At 35.1% G+C, this 22,997-nt stretch carries 19 protein-coding genes, 2 pseudogenes and 1 riboswitch; of the genes and pseudogenes, 13 read left to right on the forward strand and 8 right to left on the reverse strand.

What is annotated here, in order from left to right:
• Nucleotides 1-6: 6 nt before the first annotated feature.
• Nucleotides 7-930 carry an iron-hydroxamate ABC transporter substrate-binding protein gene (locus QRE67_RS02215; protein ID WP_286123342.1) on the reverse strand — a complete coding sequence of 308 codons (924 nt, stop codon included), beginning with the start codon at nt 928-930 and terminating at the stop codon, nt 7-9.
• 306 nt (nt 931-1,236) lie between these two features.
• Between QRE67_RS02215 and QRE67_RS02220 the strand changes: the two genes are divergently transcribed.
• Together QRE67_RS02220 and QRE67_RS02225 are read left to right on the forward strand one after the other, a co-directional pair.
• The gene (locus QRE67_RS02220) at nt 1,237-2,286 is read left to right on the forward strand and encodes an NAD(P)/FAD-dependent oxidoreductase (RefSeq protein WP_286123343.1); all 1,050 of its coding nucleotides are present in this window, start codon (nt 1,237-1,239) and stop codon (nt 2,284-2,286) included.
• Between the two features lie 152 nt (nt 2,287-2,438).
• Nucleotides 2,439-3,374: a DUF1963 domain-containing protein gene (locus QRE67_RS02225; RefSeq protein WP_286123344.1), complete on the forward strand. Its 936-nt coding sequence runs from the start codon at nt 2,439-2,441 to the stop codon at nt 3,372-3,374.
• A gap of 304 nt (nt 3,375-3,678) precedes the next feature.
• Here QRE67_RS02225 and QRE67_RS02230 read toward each other — a convergent pair whose 3' ends face one another.
• On the reverse strand, nt 3,679-4,047 hold the full coding sequence (locus QRE67_RS02230) for a hypothetical protein (protein WP_286123345.1): 369 nt from the start codon (nt 4,045-4,047) through the stop codon (nt 3,679-3,681).
• A 188-nt stretch (nt 4,048-4,235) separates the two neighbouring features.
• On the opposite strand from QRE67_RS02230, the gene QRE67_RS02235 reads away from it, so the two are divergent.
• From QRE67_RS02235 to QRE67_RS02245, 3 genes and pseudogenes are all read left to right on the forward strand, one after another.
• A complete protein-coding gene (locus QRE67_RS02235) occupies nt 4,236-4,475 on the forward strand; it encodes a helix-turn-helix domain-containing protein (RefSeq protein WP_286125174.1) in 240 nt (79 codons plus the stop codon).
• Nucleotides 4,476-4,993: 518 nt separating this feature from the next.
• Nucleotides 4,994-6,220, forward strand: a pseudogene (locus QRE67_RS02240) (ATP-binding protein).
• A gap of 249 nt (nt 6,221-6,469) precedes the next feature.
• Nucleotides 6,470-6,850, forward strand: a complete 381-nt coding sequence (locus tag QRE67_RS02245) for a hypothetical protein (RefSeq protein ID WP_286123346.1) — start codon at nt 6,470-6,472, stop codon at nt 6,848-6,850.
• Between the two features lie 24 nt (nt 6,851-6,874).
• Here QRE67_RS02245 and QRE67_RS02250 read toward each other — a convergent pair whose 3' ends face one another.
• Entirely contained in the window at nt 6,875-7,507 is a 633-nt protein-coding gene (locus QRE67_RS02250) for a cyclase family protein (RefSeq protein ID WP_286123347.1), read from the reverse strand.
• Between the two features lie 91 nt (nt 7,508-7,598).
• Nucleotides 7,599-7,711: riboswitch (SAM riboswitch) on the reverse strand.
• Between the two features lie 154 nt (nt 7,712-7,865).
• On the opposite strand from QRE67_RS02250, the gene QRE67_RS02255 reads away from it, so the two are divergent.
• Complete coding sequence (locus QRE67_RS02255; protein WP_286123348.1) at nt 7,866-8,975, forward strand: PRK06851 family protein; 1,110 nt, start codon at nt 7,866-7,868, stop codon at nt 8,973-8,975.
• 386 nt (nt 8,976-9,361) lie between these two features.
• Nucleotides 9,362-10,141 (forward strand): nucleotidyltransferase domain-containing protein, encoded by a 780-nt coding sequence (locus QRE67_RS02260; protein WP_286123349.1) that lies wholly within the window; start codon nt 9,362-9,364, stop codon nt 10,139-10,141.
• An 18-nt stretch (nt 10,142-10,159) separates the two neighbouring features.
• On the opposite strand, the pseudogene QRE67_RS02265 reads toward QRE67_RS02260, so the two are convergent.
• Both QRE67_RS02265 and QRE67_RS02270 read right to left on the reverse strand, forming a co-directional pair.
• Nucleotides 10,160-10,369: pseudogene (locus QRE67_RS02265) on the reverse strand (MFS transporter); the annotation flags it as partial.
• A gap of 62 nt (nt 10,370-10,431) precedes the next feature.
• The gene (locus QRE67_RS02270; RefSeq protein WP_286123350.1) at nt 10,432-11,958 is read right to left on the reverse strand and encodes an FAD-dependent oxidoreductase; all 1,527 of its coding nucleotides are present in this window, start codon (nt 11,956-11,958) and stop codon (nt 10,432-10,434) included.
• Between the two features lie 665 nt (nt 11,959-12,623).
• Here QRE67_RS02270 and desB point away from each other — a divergent pair.
• Complete coding sequence (gene desB, locus QRE67_RS02275; RefSeq protein WP_286123351.1) at nt 12,624-13,709, forward strand: Delta(10) desaturase DesB; 1,086 nt, start codon at nt 12,624-12,626, stop codon at nt 13,707-13,709.
• Between the two features lie 228 nt (nt 13,710-13,937).
• Here desB and QRE67_RS02280 read toward each other — a convergent pair whose 3' ends face one another.
• From QRE67_RS02280 to QRE67_RS02290, 3 genes are all read right to left on the reverse strand, one after another.
• Nucleotides 13,938-14,630: an amino acid ABC transporter permease gene (locus QRE67_RS02280; protein WP_286123352.1), complete on the reverse strand. Its 693-nt coding sequence runs from the start codon at nt 14,628-14,630 to the stop codon at nt 13,938-13,940.
• A 165-nt stretch (nt 14,631-14,795) separates the two neighbouring features.
• Nucleotides 14,796-15,590 (reverse strand): ABC transporter substrate-binding protein, encoded by a 795-nt coding sequence (locus tag QRE67_RS02285; protein WP_286123353.1) that lies wholly within the window; start codon nt 15,588-15,590, stop codon nt 14,796-14,798.
• A gap of 168 nt (nt 15,591-15,758) precedes the next feature.
• Complete coding sequence (locus tag QRE67_RS02290; protein WP_286123354.1) at nt 15,759-16,481, reverse strand: amino acid ABC transporter ATP-binding protein; 723 nt, start codon at nt 16,479-16,481, stop codon at nt 15,759-15,761.
• A gap of 522 nt (nt 16,482-17,003) precedes the next feature.
• Here QRE67_RS02290 and argR point away from each other — a divergent pair.
• From argR to arcC, 5 genes are all read left to right on the forward strand, one after another.
• A complete protein-coding gene (argR, locus tag QRE67_RS02295; RefSeq protein ID WP_286123355.1) occupies nt 17,004-17,453 on the forward strand; it encodes an arginine repressor in 450 nt (149 codons plus the stop codon).
• A gap of 635 nt (nt 17,454-18,088) precedes the next feature.
• Complete coding sequence (arcA, locus tag QRE67_RS02300) at nt 18,089-19,321, forward strand: arginine deiminase (protein WP_286123356.1); 1,233 nt, start codon at nt 18,089-18,091, stop codon at nt 19,319-19,321.
• Nucleotides 19,322-19,351: 30 nt separating this feature from the next.
• On the forward strand, nt 19,352-20,350 hold the full coding sequence (gene argF, locus QRE67_RS02305) for an ornithine carbamoyltransferase (protein ID WP_286123357.1): 999 nt from the start codon (nt 19,352-19,354) through the stop codon (nt 20,348-20,350).
• A 93-nt stretch (nt 20,351-20,443) separates the two neighbouring features.
• A complete protein-coding gene (gene arcD / locus QRE67_RS02310; RefSeq protein WP_286123358.1) occupies nt 20,444-21,859 on the forward strand; it encodes an arginine-ornithine antiporter in 1,416 nt (471 codons plus the stop codon).
• 62 nt (nt 21,860-21,921) lie between these two features.
• A complete protein-coding gene (gene arcC, locus QRE67_RS02315) occupies nt 21,922-22,884 on the forward strand; it encodes a carbamate kinase (RefSeq protein WP_286123359.1) in 963 nt (320 codons plus the stop codon).
• Nucleotides 22,885-22,997: the final 113 nt, after the last annotated feature.

Here is a 22,997-nt window from a genome sequence, read left to right on the forward strand (position 1 = left end):
TTTGTATTATTTACCAAGAAAGCTTTTCTTAAAGAAATCTAATTGGAAATCTAATGTAAGTGGATCATTAAAGTAGAATTCTTTGTCATCTACTTCAAAAGCTTTATTGTTTTTTACTGCTGGAATGTTTTTATAAGATTCTGTTTCTTGGAATGAATTATCTAATTTATTGTTTGTACTTATAATCATATAATCTCCAGCGTACTCAGGAAGAACTTCGGCAGATAATGCAAAGTAACCATCTTTTGATGTTTTTTCTTTAACTTTTTCAGGCATTTTTAATTTCATTTCTTGATAAAGAATTTCTGTTCCATGGCCCCAGTTATCGCCGAGTACATAAAGTTGTTTGTCGAATTTGTTAAAAACAGAAACAGTTGTGTCTTCACCAATTTTTGCCTTAATATCTTTTCCTGCTGCTGCAGAACGTTTTTTGAAATCATCAATCCAAGCTTTTGCTTCTTTTTCTTTATTTAATAGTTTTCCGATTTCTAAGTGTTGTGTTAAGTAATCAACTTTTCCATATGTGTACGTTACAGTAGGAGCGATTTTCTTTAACTTATCGATGTTTTTAATGTTAGATAAACCAATAATTAAATCTGGATCTAGTTCAATAATTTTTTCAATATTTTCATCGGACACTTCTGCAACATCTTTTAACTCTTTTTCAAAACGTGGATTTATTTTAGACCATGAATCTACACCAACAAGATTTACGCCTAAAGACATTACGTCACCTGCGAATGAGGACAGGACAACAACGCGTTTTGGATTTGCGGGAACTTCAACTTTACCATTTTCAGATTGGTACGTAATCGTTCCTGATTTGTTTTCCTTTGCACTTGAATCGTTCTTCTTGTCTGTAGAGCCGTTACTACAAGCACTCATGACTAGCACGAATAGAACCGTGAGTGAAATGAATAGTTTTTTCATGTTGTATTCTCCTCTTAGAAAAGTTTATGTGATGCGTATGGCCGAATAATATGAGTGTTTTTTTTTCATTGTAAATCTCTCGTAGTCGTTTAGATCGTATACAATGAAATATCTATAATAGTGTAAGCTATATAAAAATTGTTAATAGTTTACAAAATGATAATGATTATCAATATAGATTCTTTAATAATATAATTTCATCTTTTCTATTGTCAATAGTTATTTTGATTGAAAATTAAAAAGAAAAAAGGTATATTTTACTGATAATGATAATCAATTAAAATGGTGGCTGAGGAGTGAACGCAAATGAATCAAGAGGAATTATTTGATGTAACCGTGATTGGAGGAGGTCCGGCAGGGCTTTACTCAGCGTTTTATAGTGGACTTAGAGAAATGAAAACGAAGATAATTGAATTTCAACCACAATTAGGTGGGAAAATACATGTATATCCAGAGAAAATGATTTGGGATATTGGAGGGCAGCCACCTATTACGGGAGCAAAATTAATTGATCAGCTTGTGGAGCAAGGGCTAACATTTCATCCAGAAGTAGTATTGAACGAAAAAGTAGCGTCAATCACTCGGAATCAAGAGGGGATTTTTGTGTTAACCACTTCCTCCGGCCAAAAACATTTTTCAAAAACAGTTATTGTAGCTATGGGAAGTGGAATATTAAAACCGCAAAAGCTAGAGATAGAAGGTGCGGAGCGATTTGAAGTATCAAATTTAAATTACACAGTGAAATCTTTAAAGCATTTCAAAGATAAAATAGTCATTGTTTCAGGTGGAGGAAATTCTGCAATAGATTGGGCAAACGAATTAGAGCCTATTGCGAAAAAAGTTTATTTAACATATAGAAAAGATGCTTTAGCAGGTCATGAAGCACAAGTAACACAACTGATGAATAGTTCAGCTGTTTGTTTTTTGAATACGTCGATTACAAAACTTATTGCGTGTGAAAATCATGAAGCGATTGAACGTGTTGAACTGACGAATCATGAAACAGGAGAAATTTCGTATGTATCAATTGATGAGGTAATCATTAATCATGGTTATGAACGTGATATGACATTATTGGAGAATAGTGAACTAGATATTGCAATAGCAGATCATTATTATATTGCAGGTAATTCTATTAGCGAATCTTCGATACCTGGACTTTACGCTGCTGGAGATATTTTAAAGTACGAAGGGAAAGTGCATTTAATAGCTGGTGCTTTCCAAGATGCGGCAAATGCTGTAAATAAAGCAAAACCATTTATCGAGCCAAATGCAAGTGATCATGCAATGGTTTCTTCAAATAATGAAATGTTTAAACAGCGTAACCGAGAACTCGTTAAGCAAATGATGAAATAAAAGAAGCATACATAGAAAAAGAGCATTCGTACAATAACGAATGCTCTTTTTTCTCTGTTTTAATCGCTTACAGCGGTAGACGAAAGTAAAATTATGGTATGATTTTGTTAGTTGTATTTAACTGGAAATAACAATAATTAGGAGGGGAAAAAATGCTACCAAAAAGTCTACAAATGGAATTAGATAATATTATAAAAGAGTACGGTCTTGAGGAAATAAAAGCTCAGCTTAACAAACATGCTGAAGCGAGTATTGAGCTTGTGCTAGGAGAACAAGAGAATTATGAAAAAATCGGTAACAGTAGAATTGCAGGATATCCAGATTTACCTTCTTCTATAGAATGGCCTTGTGATGAAGATGGGGAATATTGGACGTTTATTGCACAAATCAATTTGTCTGAACTTCCGCGAAATGTAGTAAATGAGCTACCTCAAGAAGGCATATTGTATTTCTTTTTAGGGTTAGATGAACCTGCTTACGATGTTGATCATAAAATTTTTTATTACAATGGTGATTTTAATGACCTACAAAAAACTCTTCCGCCAGAAGGTAAAGAAGAGATTGATTTTGAAAATAGAGATTTTATATCGCATCAAATTTCCTTTATAGCGAAGGTACATATACCATCTGAAAGTGAACTTGAAGAAATCCTATTAGAAGATTACGAAGATGTATACGAAATTTTATGTTATCATACTGATCGACTATGGGGGAATAGTGATACATACGCGGGTGATCCGAAAGAAGATGCTTATTTCTGTCGCAATGGATTAGAGAATTTGTTATTTCATTCTTACATGAAAGAAGAAGACCTTTTGAAAAAGATAGATAAAGTGGTTGCTGAAGGTAAAAAAGAATATGCAAAAACATTGGGAACTTGTGTGTTGCCACAATTAAGAGAATACAATTCTAATAAAGAAATGCATAAAAAGGGTATTGAGAATTGGCATTCCCTTTTAAAAATAGGTTCTATAGATGAAGTAGGTATGTGTTGGTGGGATGCTGGAGATCTAGAATTCTTAATTGATACAAATGATTTAAAGAACAAGAATTTTTCTAATACATATGCTCATATTTGTACTAGTTAACCGGAATAAAGTTATCCGTAGTAAAAAAACAAGTAGAATGAACTTATGGAAGATAGTTCAATATCTTTCGTGATATATACAAACACCCAGTCACTTTTCTATTTTTAATAAGTAGAGAAGTAGGCTGGGTGTTTGCGTTTTGAATCCTTGTTTTATCATTTTTATTACACCAGTTTCTTAAGTTCACGTCTTTTTGATGTATTCTCGAAAGAAGAGAATACATCAAAAAGACGTGAACCTTTCATTTGTAAATATCCCCAGAGTCCATGTAGCTTGTTCTGAGTAAGTTGTGCCATTCAACAAATCATGCAGTTCCTTTTTCGCGGTAATTAGGAAATTGCTCATTTTGTATAGAAGCAATATATTGTTTCCCATGTCTTCTAGCGACTGCTTCTAGCATGTTACGTACACGTTTTGTAAGGTATCCTTGGTTTTGCAACGCTTCACAGTATGCGTCATAGTAAGTGTATTTCGCCCACAGAAAGTCATTCTGTTGGAATAAGAAATGGTTTGCGTACCATTCTCCAATTGTGTTGTAGCTAACATCTTCATTTGTATTCTCTGTTTGCTGAATAATACGATTCGGCAGAGCTTGAGATAACTTAGAAGCAGTGTGTTTTGTTTCAGCCTGTAAAGATTGTTCTAATGTTGTAAGAATGTGATGTGTATTCATTTTTAACTCCCCTTTGTATGAATGATGATTGTTATCTGTTTTTAGGCTCACTATATTATTATACAATATCTGGTATGCTATCACCTGCATTTTGATCTGTATTTACAAAAACTTTTTATTTCATTTACAAAACTAAGTTATAATAAAGTACGATGAATCATGTGGAAATAATAAAAAATAATAAAGGAATGACTCCATTGTATATAACGATAAAAGAAGCAGCGGAATATTTAAATCTTCCGGAATCTTATATTGAAGAATTAGTTCAGCAAAAGCGTATTCGAGCTTTGTATGACGGTGAGCAATATTTGCTTAATAAAGAACAATTCAATACGCACTTAGAGCAAATGGAAAAATATAAGCAGTTAGTGGAAGAAATCTTAAATGAACCAATTCCAGAGGATATGGATGTGAAAGACGAGGACTAGATCATTTTGTATTCCAAATGTTATATGGTGTCATTTTTAAATACCGTTTTAAGATGTATAGGATAAACATCTCGAAACGGTATTTTTTTATGATGAAATAATCAACTTGAGTGAATGAGTAGGGGGCTAATATTATGCTAGGTATTGAAGAGAGCCCTGCTATATAAATACAAATTAAAAAACCGACATAAAACCCTTCTTTTTAGGTGGGAGAGAGTATCCGACCATGCATAGAAGCGGTCAGATCCTTTTCCTGCCCAGACATAGTGAAAACAAAGAGAGAAAACGAGTGCAGGTCACCTTTTGTTATCCATAGCCGCGGCTTATATGTTGAAAAATCAAAATGGATTTATATAGTTAGAGAATGCACGTACTTTATGAGAGTAGCTGTATAATATAAGGTTTTTAATATGTTTAGACAGATGCATGTTGTTCTGAAAGCAATTTCATAAGTATAATTTATAGCACTAGCAAGTGAAATGTAATATGCTGTTGCACCGCTTAAAAGGAGTATTCATATGAATAAGTTTCAAAGTTTGATTTAAGAAGAAAAGGAAGCTTTAAAGGTATTTTTAATATTATTTTATTTTATATTTTTGTTGTATGACATTATATATTATTTTATATATCCTGCAATGAACATAAATGAAGCACAGGTCGGATGGCCAGAAGGTGGATTGGGAATTGGAGTATATATTTTTGTAGGTTCATTACTCCCAATTTCAATTTATCTCCAAAAAAGGGATCATACTTATTTTGTGAAATATTTATTTTTTATTGGGTATATGCTAATTGATTTGATTAATAATTTAATGATTTATTTACGTACGGATCGAGTATTTGAAAATGGAAACATAGTAGAGATATTTTTCATACTTTTTGCACCAGTCTTTGCAAATAGAAAATACTTTTGTTTAGTCTCTTTTGGTGCGATTGGCAAGTATGTTTTCTTTGCTTTATTATTATGGGATTTAAAAGTAGTCATTCCTCTTGTGCTATGCATCTTTTTTTTCATTATTTCACGTTCTTTATTAAAGAGATTCCAATCGTATGTTAGCACAGTGGTGAAAGCATTAACGAATATAAAACAAACTGAAAACCTGGTATTGATCGGAAAAATATCTACAGCAATTGGGCATGAAATTCGAAACCCATTAACCGCTTTAAAAGGATTTACTCAAATTCAAAAAGACCGTAATCCTACTGATGTTGTTAGCTATGACATTATGTTACAAGAAATTGAGAGGATTAATGGAATTGTTAGTGAGTTAATGTTATTTGGAAAGCCAAAACCAATAACGTATCAATTGTGTGATATGCAAAAGATTTTGTTATATGTTGTTCAATTGATGGAAAGTTATGCAATGCAATATGCTGTGAATATTCATATACAAACAGATGAGCCTTTACCTCATATAAACGGTGATGAAAAACAATTAAAGCAAGTCCTATTAAATCTTATGAAAAATGGAATCGAATCTATGATGAATGGCGGAAATTTAAACGTTCATGCGTATAAAACTGGTGAAGGACACCTTTGTATTTGTATTCAAGACGAAGGGTGCGGTATGGATAGAGAGAAAATAAAGAAAATTGGTGAAGCGTTTTACACGACAAAGGAGAATGGAACAGGTCTTGGTTTAATGATTACATATAAAATTATTGAAGAACACCAAGGGGATATAAAAATTGAAAGTAATGTGGGCGTAGGAACAAAAGTTGAAATAATCTTACCGATTATATAATATATGAGAACAAGAGCACTTTGTCAGAAAAGTGCTCTTGTTGTGTAAATATAAACATTTTATAAAAGGTTCAAGAAGGCTTTTTTTTATAAAACACTTCGTTTATAATGGAGGAAAATATCGACATGTAGCATATAGCTAATGTACCGGTTTCAATTATTTAGATTTAAATAAAATTTGATTTTAAGTGAAAAAAGAGATGCGCACGCATCCTTTTTCTATGCTGATATTATGAAAGAGGTGGTATGGATGGAGTTAACATTATGGTCAAATGTATGTTTACACACGATTCAATTTCAAAAAGATGAAAAGAATTATATTGTAAAAGATACAGTTACAGGAGAAGCTTATAAAATGCCGCCGCTTTGTATTGATGCACTTGCGATGATGCGTGACGGGTTTTTACTAGGAGAAATTGAAGAAAAGTTAAAGGAAGAGTACCCAGAAGAAAAAGTGAATATTCTCGAATTTACGAGACAACTGTTAGAATTAGAGCTTGTTGGGATGATTGATGGGGAAGAAATTATTTGTACAAAAAAGAAAGACAAAGATTATCTTTCTTGGATCCGTCCTCGAATTGGACAGTTATTCTTGAACTGGAATAGAAAATATCGAGGCAGAGATCAATAATGGTCTCTGCTTTTTTGTGATGAACTAAAAGATAACAGCAAATGCTCTCGCGAAAGCACCATCACTATTTTTAATTTTTAGAGGTGCTGCGGAAAAGAAGAAACGCTGCTTTCCAATCGCATCTAAATTTGTTAAGTTTTCGATTAAGTAAATATCATTACCTAATAAAATATGATGGATAGGTGATGTTTCCGTTGTGACTTCATCTGGTGAAATGAAATCTAATCCAACAGATTTCACTTGTAATCGCACTAATTCTTCAGCAAGCTCTTCAGAGAGAGAGAATGCTTCTTCTGCATAAGCTTCTGTATTCCATTTTTTTGAGAGATTGGAATGGAAAATCACAATATCTCCTTCTTTCACTTCAACATCACGTAACACTTCTTTTGATAATTTTCTTTCTTGCACATGTGTTACATCAATGAGAATGGCTTCGCCTACAAACTGATCAAGCGGTAGTTGATCGATTGTTGTTGCTCCTGAAATAAAATGAGCGGGTGCATCACAATGTGTACCGACATGAACAACTGAATGAAAATCTGTTACTTGAAACCCGGTTTCTTCCACGCTTGTAATCGGTTCTAGATGAATCGGTGGTGTTCCAGGAAATTGAGACATATTATTTTCAAATGTTTGTGATAAATCGATAACTTTCATACTTGTATTCCTCCATTCGTGTTAGGTAAAAATAAAAAGCCCTTCTTTCAACCGAGAAAGAAGGGCTTTACATACAGTTATGTAAATTCATGTGTTATCTTCCAAAATGCAATGCATTTTGCAGGATTTAGCACCTGTTCAGTTTGTATAAACTGAGGTTGCCGGGCTTCAAAGGGCCAGTCCCTCTGCCTCTCTCGATAAGAAGTTTTATTAAGTTTTAAAATTAAGAATTTTCGTTATTTTGATTGTAATTCATTTCCTTTTCTATTGCAAGACGAAAAAAATAGGTGTTCACCCAATTGACGGGTGATGCATATTGTAGCTTATGTAAGTAAACTTCTGCAAAGGAGTGAGTGCAGTGACAGGGAGAATTTTAAATTATTATGCTGGTGGTAACACAGCGAGAGGTTTTTATAGCTTATATGAGGAAAATTTAATTGGGCTTGAAAGATTATTCATTTTAAAAGGCGGACCAGGAACAGGGAAATCATCACTGATGAAAGCGATTGGCCGCGAATGGGCTGAAAGAGGATATGATATTGAACTGCTACATTGTTCGTCTGATAATAACTCGATTGATGGTGTGATTATTCCAAAATTAAAAGTAGGGATTGTAGATGGCACCGCACCGCATGTTATTGAGCCGAAAGTGCCTGGCGTTGTGGAAGAATACGTAAACCTAGGAGTTGCTTGGGATTCAGAGCACTTGCGAAAGTATAAAAATGAAATTACACGTTATGTATCAGAAGCAAGTGGTGCGTTCCAATCTGCGTATGCATGTTTTCAAGAAGCGTTAGCAGTTCATGATGATTGGGAGAAAATTTATATTGATAATATTAATTTTCAAAAGGCGAATGAACTAACAGAAGAGCTCATTCAAAAACTGTTCACGGATAAACAAGGGAAACATGCGATTGTGAAACATCGTTTCTTAGGAGCTGCAACGCCAAAGGGTGCGGTTGATTTTGTTCCAAATTTAACAGAAGGTCTTCCGAATCGTTATTTTATAAAAGGGCGTCCTGGTTCTGGAAAATCAACGATGTTAAAAAAAATAGCAGTCGCAGCCGAAGAAAAAGGTTTTGATGTTGAGGTATATCATTGTGGATTTGATCCAAATAGCCTTGATATGATTATTGTAAGAGAATTAGGGTTTGCCATCTTTGATAGTACAGCACCGCATGAATATTTTCCGGTGCGAGAAGGCGATGAGATTATTGATATGTATGATCTTATTGTTACTCCAGGAACCGATGAAAAATACGCTACGGAAATTCGTGATGTTTCCATTCAATACAAAACCAAAATGAATGAAGCAATGTCTTTCTTAGCGAAAGCCAAAGCAGTGCGAGATAAATTAGAGCGCATCTATATTGCTGCGATGGATTTTACAAAGGTAGATGCTTATAAAAAAGAAATACAGAGCGAGTTTGAGCGAATTGCCAAGCTTGTTGCTCAAGGGCAGAAATAACGATAGCTGGACCACTTTTAAAAGGTGGTCCATTTTGTATATATATCCATTTTGATTTTTCGACATATAAGCCGCGGCTATGGATAACAAAAGGTGACCTGCACTCGTTTTCTCTCTTTGTTTTCACTATGTCTGGGCAGGAAAAGGATCTGACCGCTTCTATGCATGAACGGATGCTCTCTCCTACCTAAAAAGAAGTATTTTATGTCGGTTTTTTAATTTGTATTTATATAGAAAGCTGGATTCGGATTAGAATTGCTATAATCTTATATGGTATATTTTTCTAGAGAAGAAACGATAGGAAATATAGTTTTCAACATAATGAAGGAATTCTATTATTTTTGTCGAATTTCCGGGGAAATGATCAGAAAATGAGAGTGATACATATGAAAGAGAAAATTCAATTTGAACTACAGAGAATCGAGAAAGAGAACAACGTAAAAATCCTATTTGCAGTTGAATCAGGAAGCAGGGCATGGGGATTCCCATCGAAAGATAGTGATTATGATGTTCGTTTTGTATATATTCATCCAGTAGATTGGTATTTATCGATAAATGAAAAACGTGATGTCATTGAATACCCAATTAATGATGCTTTAGATATAAGTGGCTGGGATATTAGAAAAGCACTGCGGTTATTTGCAAAATCAAATCCAGCGCTATTAGAGTGGATTCGTTCCCCAATTTTTTATTCCAAGCAATCTGACTTTCCAGACCGCTTACAGAAGATGAGCGAAAATGATTTTGATCCAAAAGCAACGATTTATCACTACTTACATATGGCATCAAAAAATTATCGTGAATTTTTACAAGGTGAGAGAGTCAAATTGAAAAAATACTTCTACGTACTGCGTCCGATTTTAGCTTGTAAGTGGTTAGAAGAGAAAGGGGCATTGCCACCGGTGGAGTTTGAGCGGTTGATAACTGAACTAACATTGGATTCAATAATCGTAAGTGAAATTGAAGATTTACTAGTAAAGAAAAAAGCGGGTGTTGAGCTGGATGTTGGACCGGAAATTGCGGTATTAAATGAATTTTTAGAAGGGCAGATTGCGTATTATCAGGAGTATGTGAAAGGGATTGAAAAAGGGACGGGGATAGGTGTTGAGAAGTTAGATGTGTTGTTTCGGGATATGTTATTTGAAATAGAAAAAGAGCACCGATAATTTGGTGCTCTTTTTCTATTAGCTGATTTTCCTTTGTTTGTTAGGTATAAAGAAAACAGCAATGGATACAAGGAGTCCAGCGATTGCACCGATGCGTCCAAGACCAAGTCCCCATCCTAGCGATGTAGCACGAGCATGCGAAGGAAAGTATTGTGTTACATATGCATTTAATATTTGAGTGATTCCAACTGAGCCAATACCAGTTAGTCCAATTAATACATAAATAATGGGATGAAATGCATAATAAAGTAACTGTTTCAATTACATAGTTAAGTTTATTTTATAGGAAGTTAATTTCCGTCAACCCGTTTCAACGGTTCATCCGCTGGCCCCTCAATCACATCGCCATCAATCGAAAATCTTGATCCATGACAAGGACAATCCCACGTGCAATCACCGCTATTCCATTCCACCTCACAGCCAAGATGCGTACAAGTCGTGTCGACGATGTGTAGTTTTCCATCATCATCTTTATAAGCACCAGCACGCTTTCCATGTACTCTTACAACGGCACCTTCGCCATTTTCTAGGTCTTCTGGTTTGCGAAGAGCAAATTCTAATTTGCCTTCAATCAAATGTTTCGCGACATCTAGGTTTTGAGAAACAAATGTTTTAATATCTGGATCTGCATGGAATCGTGACGGAGCAAATAGTTCTTTGTAAGGGCTATCTACTTTTGTAATGGAAGCTTTCAGTAGTAGTGCTGCTGCTGTTCCAGTTGTCATGCCCCATTTTCGGTAACCTGTTGCGACGAATATGTTTGGGTTGTTTTCATTGATATGGCCGATGTAAGGAAGTTTATCTAGTGTGATTAAGTCCTGTGTTGACCATCTGTAAGGAATTTCATCTATCCCAAGCGTGTCTTCTGCAAAAGAGTGCAGCGCTTCATAGTGCAGCATTGTGTTAATTCCTTGCCCCGTTTTATGACTTTCTCCGCCAATAAGAATGAGTTTTTCTCCATCTACTGTTGTGTAGCGTACGGAACGCTTTGGATTATCAATGTTTAAGTACATGCCTCCGGGATAGTCTTGTTTTGCTTTTATTGCGAGAACATAGGAGCGTTCGGCATATATTCTCGCAAAGAAAAAGCTGTTTGCATCATAAAATGGGAAATGTGAACAAGAGACTATATACCCACACGTGATACGATGACCATCTTTTGTAATAACTTGTGGATAAAATCCTTTCTCTACATCGATCGCGGTTGTTTGCTCATAGATAATTCCACCAGCTTCAATAAATTGCTCTACAAGACTTTTTAAATAGCGAAGTGGATGGAATTGTGCTTGTTTTTTCATCACAAGTGCTGCTTGAATTGGGACCGGAAGGGGAATAGATTCGACGTATTCACAAGGGATATTTAGTTTTTTATAAGCTTCGTATTCTTTTGTTAACTTTCGAAGGTTCTCTGTATCATTTGTATATAAGTAGGCATCTTCTTCGGTGAAGTCACAATCAATGTTATGAGTTTGCACAGTTTTTTTTATAAATTGCAGTGCTTTGTCGTTTGCTTCATAGTATAAACGGGCCTTATCGGTTCCAAAGTGATTCATAAGCTCATCATAAATGAGATCGTGTTGCGCTGTAATTTTTGCGGTTGTATGTCCCGTTGTTCCATTCAAAATGTTTCCAGAGTCAATTAAAGTAACTTTCATACCTTCTTTTGCAAGCAAATAAGCGGTAGTAATTCCTGTAATGCCTCCGCCGATAATCGCAACTTCTGTTCTTATATTTTCTGATAGCTTAGGAAAAGTAGGCAGTGTAGTAGAATCTCGCCAGTACGGTTCCGGGAATTGGGGAAATGAATGTGTTTCCATAAGTATAGTCCTCCTAGTTTAGATCAATGTATTACTTAATTTTTCCAATTGCTATAGAATTTATGTACATCATTCTTAGTTCAGGAGAAGGAATGGATTTGATTTGCATAGAAGCGGTCACCTTTTGTTATCCATATAGCCGCGGCTATATGTCGAAAAATCAAAATGTTATATAAATATTTTTTCAAACAGAAAAACTATTTTAATATAATAAAAAAATGTGTGTATTTTACGAATGCATTTTGGGAATATTCAATTTTATAAAGCGGAATTCATATTCATATATAAGATATTCTTAAGTAAAGGTGGCTTCATTATATGTGTGATTATTTATATATATAATGGGTAGATGCCTATAAAATCTACGTTTTTCCTTTGGTGGAATACAAAGTAATTATAAAAATATAACCACATTTTATTACTAGGTCATAAAAGCTATTGACAATATGGAAAGTCTATTGATATGATTCATCATGTGGAAAGGTTGATAAAGAGTAAAAAGAGAAATGTTTTTCATTGATAATAAAAGCAAAAATGAGTGACAATAGAGTGAGTATGATTTACTTATTATAAATGCTTTTTGTAAGTACGTAGTGTTATCAATCTGGAAACAAGAATTGATTTATGCAAGTTGCGTAAGCGCGGCATAAGAAAGGGGCAAAAGGATGAAGGAGCTTCATACGTTTGGATGGTATGCAGCACGTGTAACGCCGCATTTGCCAAAAAAAGCATTTAAACCAGTTCCAACCCGTCTGTTTGGTGGACTGGCTTATTTACTTGTGGCGGTAGCTGGATTAGTAACGATTGGTTTATTTGATTTGAATGTGTGGGCAAATCTCGGGATTGCAATTGTTCTTGGGTTATGCTTTGCTTCACTTGGATTTTTAGGACATGAAATTTTGCATGGTACAGTTGTGAGAAAGGCTTGGCTTCGCGACTTTTTGGGAGCGATTGCATTTATGCCGTTGTCTACTGGTCCAAAATTGTGGAGAAAGTGGCATAATGCGACTCACCATGTGCATACGCAACATGAAGAGAACGATCCTGATGCTTGGCCGACGTTTGAAAAGTTAAAGAAAAGTAAATTTTTGAGCTGGGTATATCATTTGCCATTGCATGTGCGTTCTTTCTTTAGTTTTCTGTCGCTAACAATTCAATTTACATTGCATTCAACTCGGATGTTCTTTCATTTTATAAAAGAATTTAAGTCATCGAATCAAAAATCCGTATGGCTTCAGCTTCTTTTGCCGTGGACAGTGTGGATTAGTTTACTATTTATTATGGGTCCTGGGAAGTGGTTTTTTGCCTATATCATTCCATTATTTATCGCAAACTTTATCGTAATGGGATATATTGCAACAAATCATCGCTTAAATCCAATCGTTCCTGTGAATGATCCACTAGCTAACTGTTTGTCTGTAACAGTGCCGCGCTGGGTTGACGTTTTGCATTTCAATTTCTCATATCATACAGAACATCATTTGTTCCCTGCTATGAGTTCAAAATATTATCCGTTAGTAAAAGAGAAGATTAAAGAAATGTGGCCGGAGCGTTATCATGAAATGCCAATGACGAAAGCAATGGTAGCGCTTTGGAACACGCCTCGTGTGTACTATCAAGATAGTGAATTAATTGATCCTCATAGAGAGCATTTCTACGGTTCTTTAGGGCATGGGTTAGACCCTGAAAATATTTCCTATCGTCAGGAACACATTGAAGAACAGGAAGCTGTTAAAAAAGTGAATCAATGATTACTGAATAATAGTATAGAAACCCTATAAAAATAAAACGCAAGCTACAGAAAAAGTAGCTTGCGTTTTATTTTTATCCCGCTATTTGTGGGCAGTAATACCTTCACCTCAAAGTTCAGCAAAAAACAAAGAAGTTAGGTGGGGGATAAACTGCCCGTAAAAGCCCGATTGGTGAGGGCTAATAATCAGTGGGGGATGAAGAAAACCCCCGCTGATTAAAGTTTCACTTTATAAAGAAACTGCTTTTTCTTTCTTCGTATTGACTTGCGTAGAATTATTTTGTTTACGCTGTAGTCGTTTTTCTAATTGATTTACGAGATAAGTAAACAAAAGTACGAGCACAAGGTAATAGGTACCGACAACAATATACGTTTCTAATTGCTGAAAGTTAGCTGCAGCTATAGATAAACCAGAGCCCCATAACTCAGACATTCCTACGTATGCGACAAGTGAGGAATCTTTTAAACCAATAATAAATTGATTGCCAAGCGGTGGGATAGAAAAGCGTAAAGCTTGTGGCAAAATGATACGACGCATAGCGAGTGGATAAGACATTCCTAAAGAACGGGCTGCTTCTAATTGCCCTCGGTCAACTGATTGAATGGAGCCACGAAAAATTTCTGTAATATATGCACCGTTATGAATCGCTAAAGCGATTGCACCTGCCCAAAATGGGGAGAAGACGATAACAGATGTAATACCAAAGTAAAGAATAGCGATTTGAACAATAAGTGGTGTGCCACGGATAACCGCAATATATACATTTGCAATACTATTTAGCACTTTATTATTGGAAATGCGAAAGAAGGCAAATAGGAGTCCAATTAATGAACCAAGTAGCAGTGAAGTTAATGTTAATTGCAGTGTAATGACAACTGCTTTTAGAAATGTTGGATACGTAGATACGAAAATTTCAATCATTAGGGTCACCTCAATTTAAATAAATTGTATTTTAGTAAATAGATGCAAATGCCCCACGGGTCAGGTGGGGCATAGCTTATGGATTAAACATAGATCATTCTTTTTAAGGATAATAAAGGCTAAGTGATATAAGCACTTTCAAGTTATGAAAAGGATTGCGTTACTTTATTTCGTCTTAGCTTCTTCTCCAAGAATATTACGACCAAACCATTTTTTACTAATTTTTTCATATGTGCCATCTTTAATGATTTCATCTAATGCTTTGTTAACTTTCTTCACCATTTCTTTATCATCTTTGTGAACTGCAATACCCATTTCATCAAGGTTCAACGGTTTGCCAGCTTCTTTTATATTGGATTTTCCCTCTTTTATCATGCGAAGACCTACCATTTGATCGGTAATAACAGCATCTACACGACCTGGCTCTAAGTCCATAAGAGCCGTAATATCACTGTCGTATTCTGTGATTTGATCTGTATGCTTTTCAACAAGTGCTTTAAATGTGCTTGCTTTTACAACACCAATTTTTTTCCCTTTTAGATCTTCTGCTGAAGAGATAGCATTGTTCTTTTTAGCAACGAAAATTTGGGCGCCAGAGCGATAATATGGATTCGTAAAGTTAACGGCTTTCAAGCGATCTTCTGTAATTGCCATACTTCCTAAAATCACATCATATTTTTTTGCTTTCAGTCCTTGAATTAATGTTTCCCAAGGATTTGTAACAGGAACAGGTTTCATGCCCATTTTTTTGGCAAGTGCTTCACCGATTTCAACATCAAAACCGACGAGTTTTCCGTCATTTTCTTTATAATTAAAAGGTTTATATAAACCACTCATTGCATAGCGAAATTCTTTCTCTCCACTTGTCGAAGTTGAGCTACTTTCCTTACTACAGGCTCCAAGTATTAAAGATGTACATAACGTAATCGCTGCAAAAACAGTAAACATTTTCTTTTTCATAAAACCCCTCCTTTATATTTATCCTGCACATACGGGCAGTAAGGCCGTATTTTCAAGATGCTATGGAAAAGTTTCTATGGGTGGGGAGGCTAATCTGCCCGTAAGCGTTTAAATCGTTAAACTGACCATCAGCGTCGAATGAAGAACCTTGTTAATGGAAGTTGCGTTTTATAAAATGTTTCGTAAAAACTGTTTTGCTCGTTCATTTGATGGTGCTGAAAAAAATTGTTCTGGTGCTGCATCTTCCACAATTTGTCCATCATCCATAAAGATGACTCGATCTGCTACATCTCGTGCAAAGTTCATTTCATGCGTAACAATTACCATTGTCATTCCTTCTTGAGCTAGTTCTTTCATAACTTGTAGTACTTCTCCAACAAGTTCGGGGTCAAGAGCCGATGTAGGCTCGTCGAACAGCATAATTTTTGGATTCATCGCAAGTGCTCTTGCGATTGCGACACGTTGTTTTTGACCACCAGATAAAAGGTGTGGCGTTACGTTCGCTTTGTCTTGCAAGCCGACTTTTTCTAATAAGTCATTTCCAATTTCTTGAGCTTTTGTTTTTTCTAGCTTCTTAACGTGAATAGGTGCTTCTATGATGTTTTCTAATGAGGTCATATGAGGAAAGAGGTTAAAGTGCTGAAATACCATTCCAACATTTTCGCGGACTGTATTTAAGTTTGTATGCTTTGGATCAATTCGCTTTCCCTGTAAGTGTATTTCACCTTCATCGTACATTTCTAAAAAATTGAGACAGCGGAGTAAAGTACTTTTCCCTGAACCGCTGGCACCGATTAAAACAACAACTTCTTTTTCCTTTACTTCTAAATTGACGCCTTTTAATACGTCTAGTGAGCCAAATGATTTTACTAGATTTTGAACTTGAATCATACCAATCCTCCAGTCAAAATTGTATTTTACAAATGTTGCCCCTTATTTTTGTTATTAGTCATAAAACGGCAAAACCCTTTATTTTTTGCGAAAAAACATTGTTTAGATGCAGAGGATACTAGAAAGGTTGGCCCATTTTTTACTATATAAATCCATTTTGATTTTTTGACATATAGCCGGGGCTATAGATAACAAAAGGTGATCTGCACTCGTTTTCTCTCTTTGTTTTCACTATGTCTGGGCAGGAAAAGGATTTGACCGCTTCTATGCATGGCCGGATGCTCTCTCCTACCTAAAAAGAAGGGTTTTCTGTCGGTTTTTTAATTTGTATTTATCTTAAATGATTGATGTTTGAATACATTTGTGATCTGTATAGGAGAGAATATTTCATGGATTACAGATGAATTTGTTATAAAAAATATTTAAAACTATGAACGTTTCCGTAACATTTGTCTTCGTATCTTTTATATGAAAATTATAGCAAGATATAATAAAGTTATAATATTTGAAAGGGTGTCTTTTATGAAAAAGGAGAAAAGACAACAGTTAATTAAACAATTGGTGAGAGAGTATGAAATAGATACACAAGAGAAATTGGTAGAGTTGTTAGAGGAGCAAGGGGTATTAGTTACACAAGCAACTATTTCTCGAGATATTCATGAATTGAATTTAATAAAGGCAACCTCTTCAACAGGGGTAGTAACATATAAGATTTTTACAGAAGATAGTCTACAAGTCGATATGCAGTTAAAGAAAAAGTTAAGAGAAGTTGTTGTAAAGATCGATTATATAGATCAACTAACTATTATTAAAACAATGCCAGGTAATGCTCATGTGATTGGTGCTTTATTAGATTCTTTAAACTGGAAAGAAAAAATAGGGTGTATATGTGGAAATGATACATGTCTTGTGATTTCTCAATCAAAAGAAGATAGGGAAATTTTAGAAGGTAGAATAAAGTTGATTATGTAAATGAAAAGACTGTTTCTAATTATAATTAGAAACAGTCTTTTTTATCCCGCTATTCGCGGACAGTAATACCCTCACCTCAAATTTCTGCAGAAAGCAAAGAAGTTAGGTGGGGGATAAACTGCCCATAAAAGCCCGATTGGTAAGGGCTGATAATCAGCGGGGGATAAAGAAAACCCCCACTAATTAAAGTTTCACTTTATAAAGAATATATATGTATCCATTTTGATTTTTCGACATATAAGCCGCGGCTATGGATAACAAAAGGTGACCTGCACTCGTTTTCTCTCTTTGTTTTCACTTCGCATGGGGCAGGAAAAGGATCTGACCGCTTCTATGCATGGCCGGATGCTCTCTCCCACCTAAAAAGAAGGGGTTTATGTCGGTTTTTTAATTTGTATTTATATAGAATTTTAATATAAAATAGTAAACCAATATGCATTTAATATACGTAATATACGGCTGTTCTTTCATTTATGAGATGAAAGAACTTATAAAAATACGAACATATATATATTAAAAAAATAACTTGTGAAATATTTCACTTTGAAATGTTAGCGTTTTCACGGAGGTGTATGTACATACCGTTTATTATGTAATTGTAAGGCAGCAAACAAATTTAAAAGGAGGTACAACAAATGAAACATCCGATACATGTTACTTCAGAAATTGGAGAGTTAGAAACGGTTTTACTAAAACGTCCTGGTAAAGAAGTTGAAAATTTAACACCAGAATTTTTACAGCAATTATTATTTGATGATATCCCATACTTACCAATTATTCAAAAAGAACATGATTATTTTGCACAAACGTTACGCAATCGAGGTGTTGAGGTTCTTTATTTGGAGAAACTAGCAGCTGAAGCGTTAGTTGACAAAAAGCTTCGGGAAGAATTTGTTGATCGTATTTTAGAAGAAGGGCAAGCAGATGTAAATGTTGCACACCAAACTTTAAAAGAATATTTACTTTCCTTTTCAAATGAAGAATTGATTCAAAAAATTATGGGTGGAGTGCGTAAAAACGAAATTGAAACCAGTAAGAAAACACACCTTTACGAATTGATGGAAGATCATTATCCATTCTATTTGGATCCAATGCCGAATTTATATTTTACTCGGGATCCAGCAGCGACAATTGGTGACGGATTAACTATTAACCAAATGAGAGAACCAGCACGTAGACGTGAATCATTATTTATGGAATATATTATTAAACATCATCCACGTTTTGCAAGTCATAATGTGCCGGTTTGGTTAGATCGTGACTATAAGTTTCCAATTGAAGGTGGCGACGAACTTATCTTAAATGATGAAACAATTGCGATTGGAGTATCCGCTCGTACTTCTGCCAAAGCAATCGAACGTTTAGCAAAAAATTTATTTAGTCGTCAAGATAAAATTAAGAAGGTACTAGCAATAGAGATTCCAAAATGTCGTGCGTTTATGCACTTAGATACAGTATTTACAATGGTTGATTATGACAAATTTACGATTCATCCAGCTATTCAAGGTCCAAAGGGAAATATGAATATTTATATTTTAGAAAAAGGACAGGATGAAGAGACTCTCAAAATTACACACCGGACATCTTTAACTGAGGCTTTAAAAGAAGTATTAGGTTTAAGTGAATTGGTACTCATTCCTTGCGGAGGAGGAGATGTTATTGCTTCTGCTCGTGAACAATGGAACGATGGGTCTAATACGTTAGCAATTGCACCGGGAGTAGTTGTTACATATGATCGCAATTATGTATCAAATTCTTTATTACGCGAGCAGGGTATAGAAGTTATCGAAATATTAAGCTCTGAAGTGTCTCGCGGTCGTGGGGGTCCACGTTGTATGAGTATGCCAATTGTTCGAAAAGATATTTAGTACAAATAATAGAGAAGGTAGGGATGAATTATGTTAATGACAAAACCAAACTTAAAAGGAAGAAGTTTTCTTGCAGAAAAAGATTTTACAGAAGAAGAGTTGTTATACTTTCTTGATTTAGCAGCAGAATTAAAAGAGAAAAAGAAAAATGGCATCCCACATCGTTATTTAGCCGGTAAAAATGTTGCGCTCTTATTTGAAAAAACTTCAACTCGTACACGCTGTGCATTTACGGTGGCATGTACGGATTTAGGTGCAAATCCTGAGTATCTAGGTAAAAATGACATTCAGCTAGGAAAGAAAGAGTCTGTTGAAGATACAGCAAAAGTTTTAGGACGTATGTTTGATGGTATTGAATTCCGGGGATTTGAGCATTCTACAGTGGAATCTCTAGCAAAACATTCTGGTGTACCAGTATGGAATGGCTTAACGGACATGTGGCATCCAACCCAAACACTTGCAGATCTGTTAACAATAAAAGAACATGTAGGACACTTGAAAAACGTCAAACTGGTTTACGTTGGAGACGGACGTAACAATGTTGCTAATAGCTTATTAGTTGGTGGAGCGATTGTTGGAATGGAAGTACGTATTTGTTCCCCAGAATCATTATTGCCAGCACAGGAAATAATTGATATAGCGAAAAAGTATAATGACCGCGTAATGGTAACAAGTAACATCGAAGAGGCTGTTGCAGGTGCAGACGTTATCTATACAGATGTATGGGTATCTATGGGGGAAGAAGATAAATTTGCTGAACGTATTGAACTTCTTCAGCCATATCAAGTAAACATGAAAATGCTTAGAAAAACCGGAAATGAAAATGTGATTTTCTTACATTGTTTACCTGCATTTCATAATGTAGAAACGATGTATGGAGAGGAAACATACAAGAGATATGGATTGAAAGAAATGGAAGTAAGCGATGAAGTATTCCGCAGTGAGCATTCAAAAGTATTTGATCAAGCAGAAAATAGAATGCATACAATTAAAGCGGTTATGGCAGCTACTTTAGGAAATATGGAATAAAGAAGGAGGAGAATCTTCCTTCTTTATTCTCCCTTATACCACATAATTCACTATTTTTATCTATTCCTATCTTATAAAAGAGAGGTGAGTGTAATGGGTGAAGAAAAGAAACTAGGACTGTTTACTTTAACGGCTCTTGTTGTTGGTTCCATGATAGGTGGTGGAGCATTTAACTTAGCCAGTGATATGGCAAGAGGTGCCGGTGCGGGTGCCGTTATTATTGGTTGGATTATAACAGGTATTGGTATGATCGCCCTTGGATTATCATTTCAAAACTTAACTGTTAAAAGACCAGATTTAGATGGTGGCATTTTTAGTTATGCAAAAGCAGGATTTGGTAATTTTATGGGCTTTAACAGTGCATGGGGATATTGGTTGTCCGCTTGGCTTGGAAACGTAGCTTACGGTACATTGTTATTTTCATCACTCGGTTATTTTTTTCCAATCTTTGAAGGTGGTCAAAATGTAGCTTCGATTATTGGAGCGAGTGTATTACTATGGTGTGTTCATATGCTAATTTTACGAGGTGTGCAATCAGCAGCACTTGTTAATTTAGTAACAACGATAGCAAAATTAGTCCCTGTTTTTGTGTTTATTATTGTAGGAATCTTTGCATTTCATATTGATATTTTCTTAGATGGATTTTGGGGACAAGGAGCTACTTTTTCCTGGGCATCAGTAGGGAGCCAAGTTAAGAGTACAATGCTTGTAACTCTTTGGGTATTTATCGGAGTAGAAGGTGCCGTTGTCCTATCAAGTCGTGCAAAAAGCCGAAGCGACGTTGGAAAAGCGACTGTCATTGGATTAATTGGTACTCTCATTATTTACATCTTACTTACATTATTATCTCTAGGCGTCATGCAGCAAGCTGATGTTGCTAATCTGAAAAACCCATCAATGGCATATATATTTGAAAGTGTTGTTGGGAAATGGGGAGCCATTTTTATTAACTTAGGTTTAGTTATTTCAGTATTAGGTGCCTGGTTAGGGTGGACTTTACTAGCATCTGAAATTCCGTATTTAGCTGCTAAAGACGGCGTATTTCCGAAATGGTTTGCGAAGGAAAATAAAAATAAAGCCCCTGTAAATTCTTTATGGTTAACAAACGGTTTAATTCAAGTCTTCTTGTTAACATTTGTTGTTTCAGATCAAGCATATAATTTTGCGTTTTCTCTTGCTTCCTCTGCCATTTTAATTCCGTATGCCTTTTCGGCATTCTATCAATTTAAGTATAGTCTACAATCTGAAGAAAAAGATCGAACAAAGAATATAGTAATTGGTTTGGTTGCGAGTATTTATGGAGTCTGGTTAGTTTATGCAGCTGGTTTAGATTATTTATTATTAACAATGACTTTATATGCACCAGGAATTTTCATCTTTTACAATGTTCAAAAACAAACGAATCCAAAAAAAATATTTACTCGTGTTGAACTTGCTTCCTCTATAGCCATTGGAGCTTTAGCATTTTTTGCGATTTATGGATTGATTACAGGTAATATTACTTTTTAAATAAACGGGATGCATTCTCGTATAAGATCTTGTAAACATGAAACCAATTGGAGGGATGAAGTATGAAACGGAGAAAAATCGTAGTTGCATTAGGAGGAAATGCGATACAATCTGGAAATCCTACTGCACAAGCGCAACAAGAAGCATTGGAAAAAACAGCGGAACAACTTGCTAAAATTATGGAAAATGATGTGGATATTGTTATTGCACATGGAAATGGTCCGCAAGTAGGCAACATTTTATTGCAACAAAAAGCAGCGGATACGGAAAAAACACCTGCAATGCCATTAGATACTTGTGGTGCAATGAGCCAAGGGATGATTGGGTATTGGATGGAAAATGCGATTGAAAAGGCTTTGAAAAAGCGTAAAATAAAAAAAGATGTTGCGACGGTTATAACACGCGTTATTGTAGATGAAAAGGATGAGGCATTCGAAAATCCAACAAAACCAATTGGGCCTTTTTATACAGAAGAGGAAGCAAGAAAGTTAATGGAAGAAACAAAAGCGGTATTTAAAGAAGATGCAGGACGTGGTTGGAGACGCGTTGTACCATCACCAATGCCTGTGAGTATTCATGAACATAAAGTAATTAATTCTTTAGTGGAGGATGGAAATATAGTAATTGCTGTTGGAGGTGGAGGAATTCCGGTTATTGAATCTGAAGAGGGATTAAAAGGAACTGAGGCTGTTATTGATAAGGATTTTGCTGCTCAAAAACTAGCTGAATTAGTAGATGCCGATACACTTGTTATCTTAACTGCAGTTGATCATGTTTATATAAACTTTAATAAAACAGATCAAAAGAAATTAGAGGCTGTTACAGTTGATGAATTAGTACAATATATACAGGATAATCAATTTGCTGCAGGAAGTATGCTCCCGAAAATTCAAGCTGCTATCAACTTTGCTAATACAGATCCAAAGCGAAAAACGATTATTACCTCACTAGAAAAAGTGTATGACGCATTAGAAGAAAATGCGGGTACTATTATTTCTAAGCAGGATGCATGTGTTTGCGTATAAAATACAACTCTTTCATCACTATTACCTTCTATATGTATAAAAAGAATGAAGTGATTTGCTTCATTCTTTTTGTGTATAAATTATTTTTATCCCGCATTAACGGGCAGTAATAC

The organism is Bacillus sp. DX3.1, from assembly GCF_030292155.1.
Lineage (GTDB): Bacteria > Bacillota > Bacilli > Bacillales > Bacillaceae_G > Bacillus_A.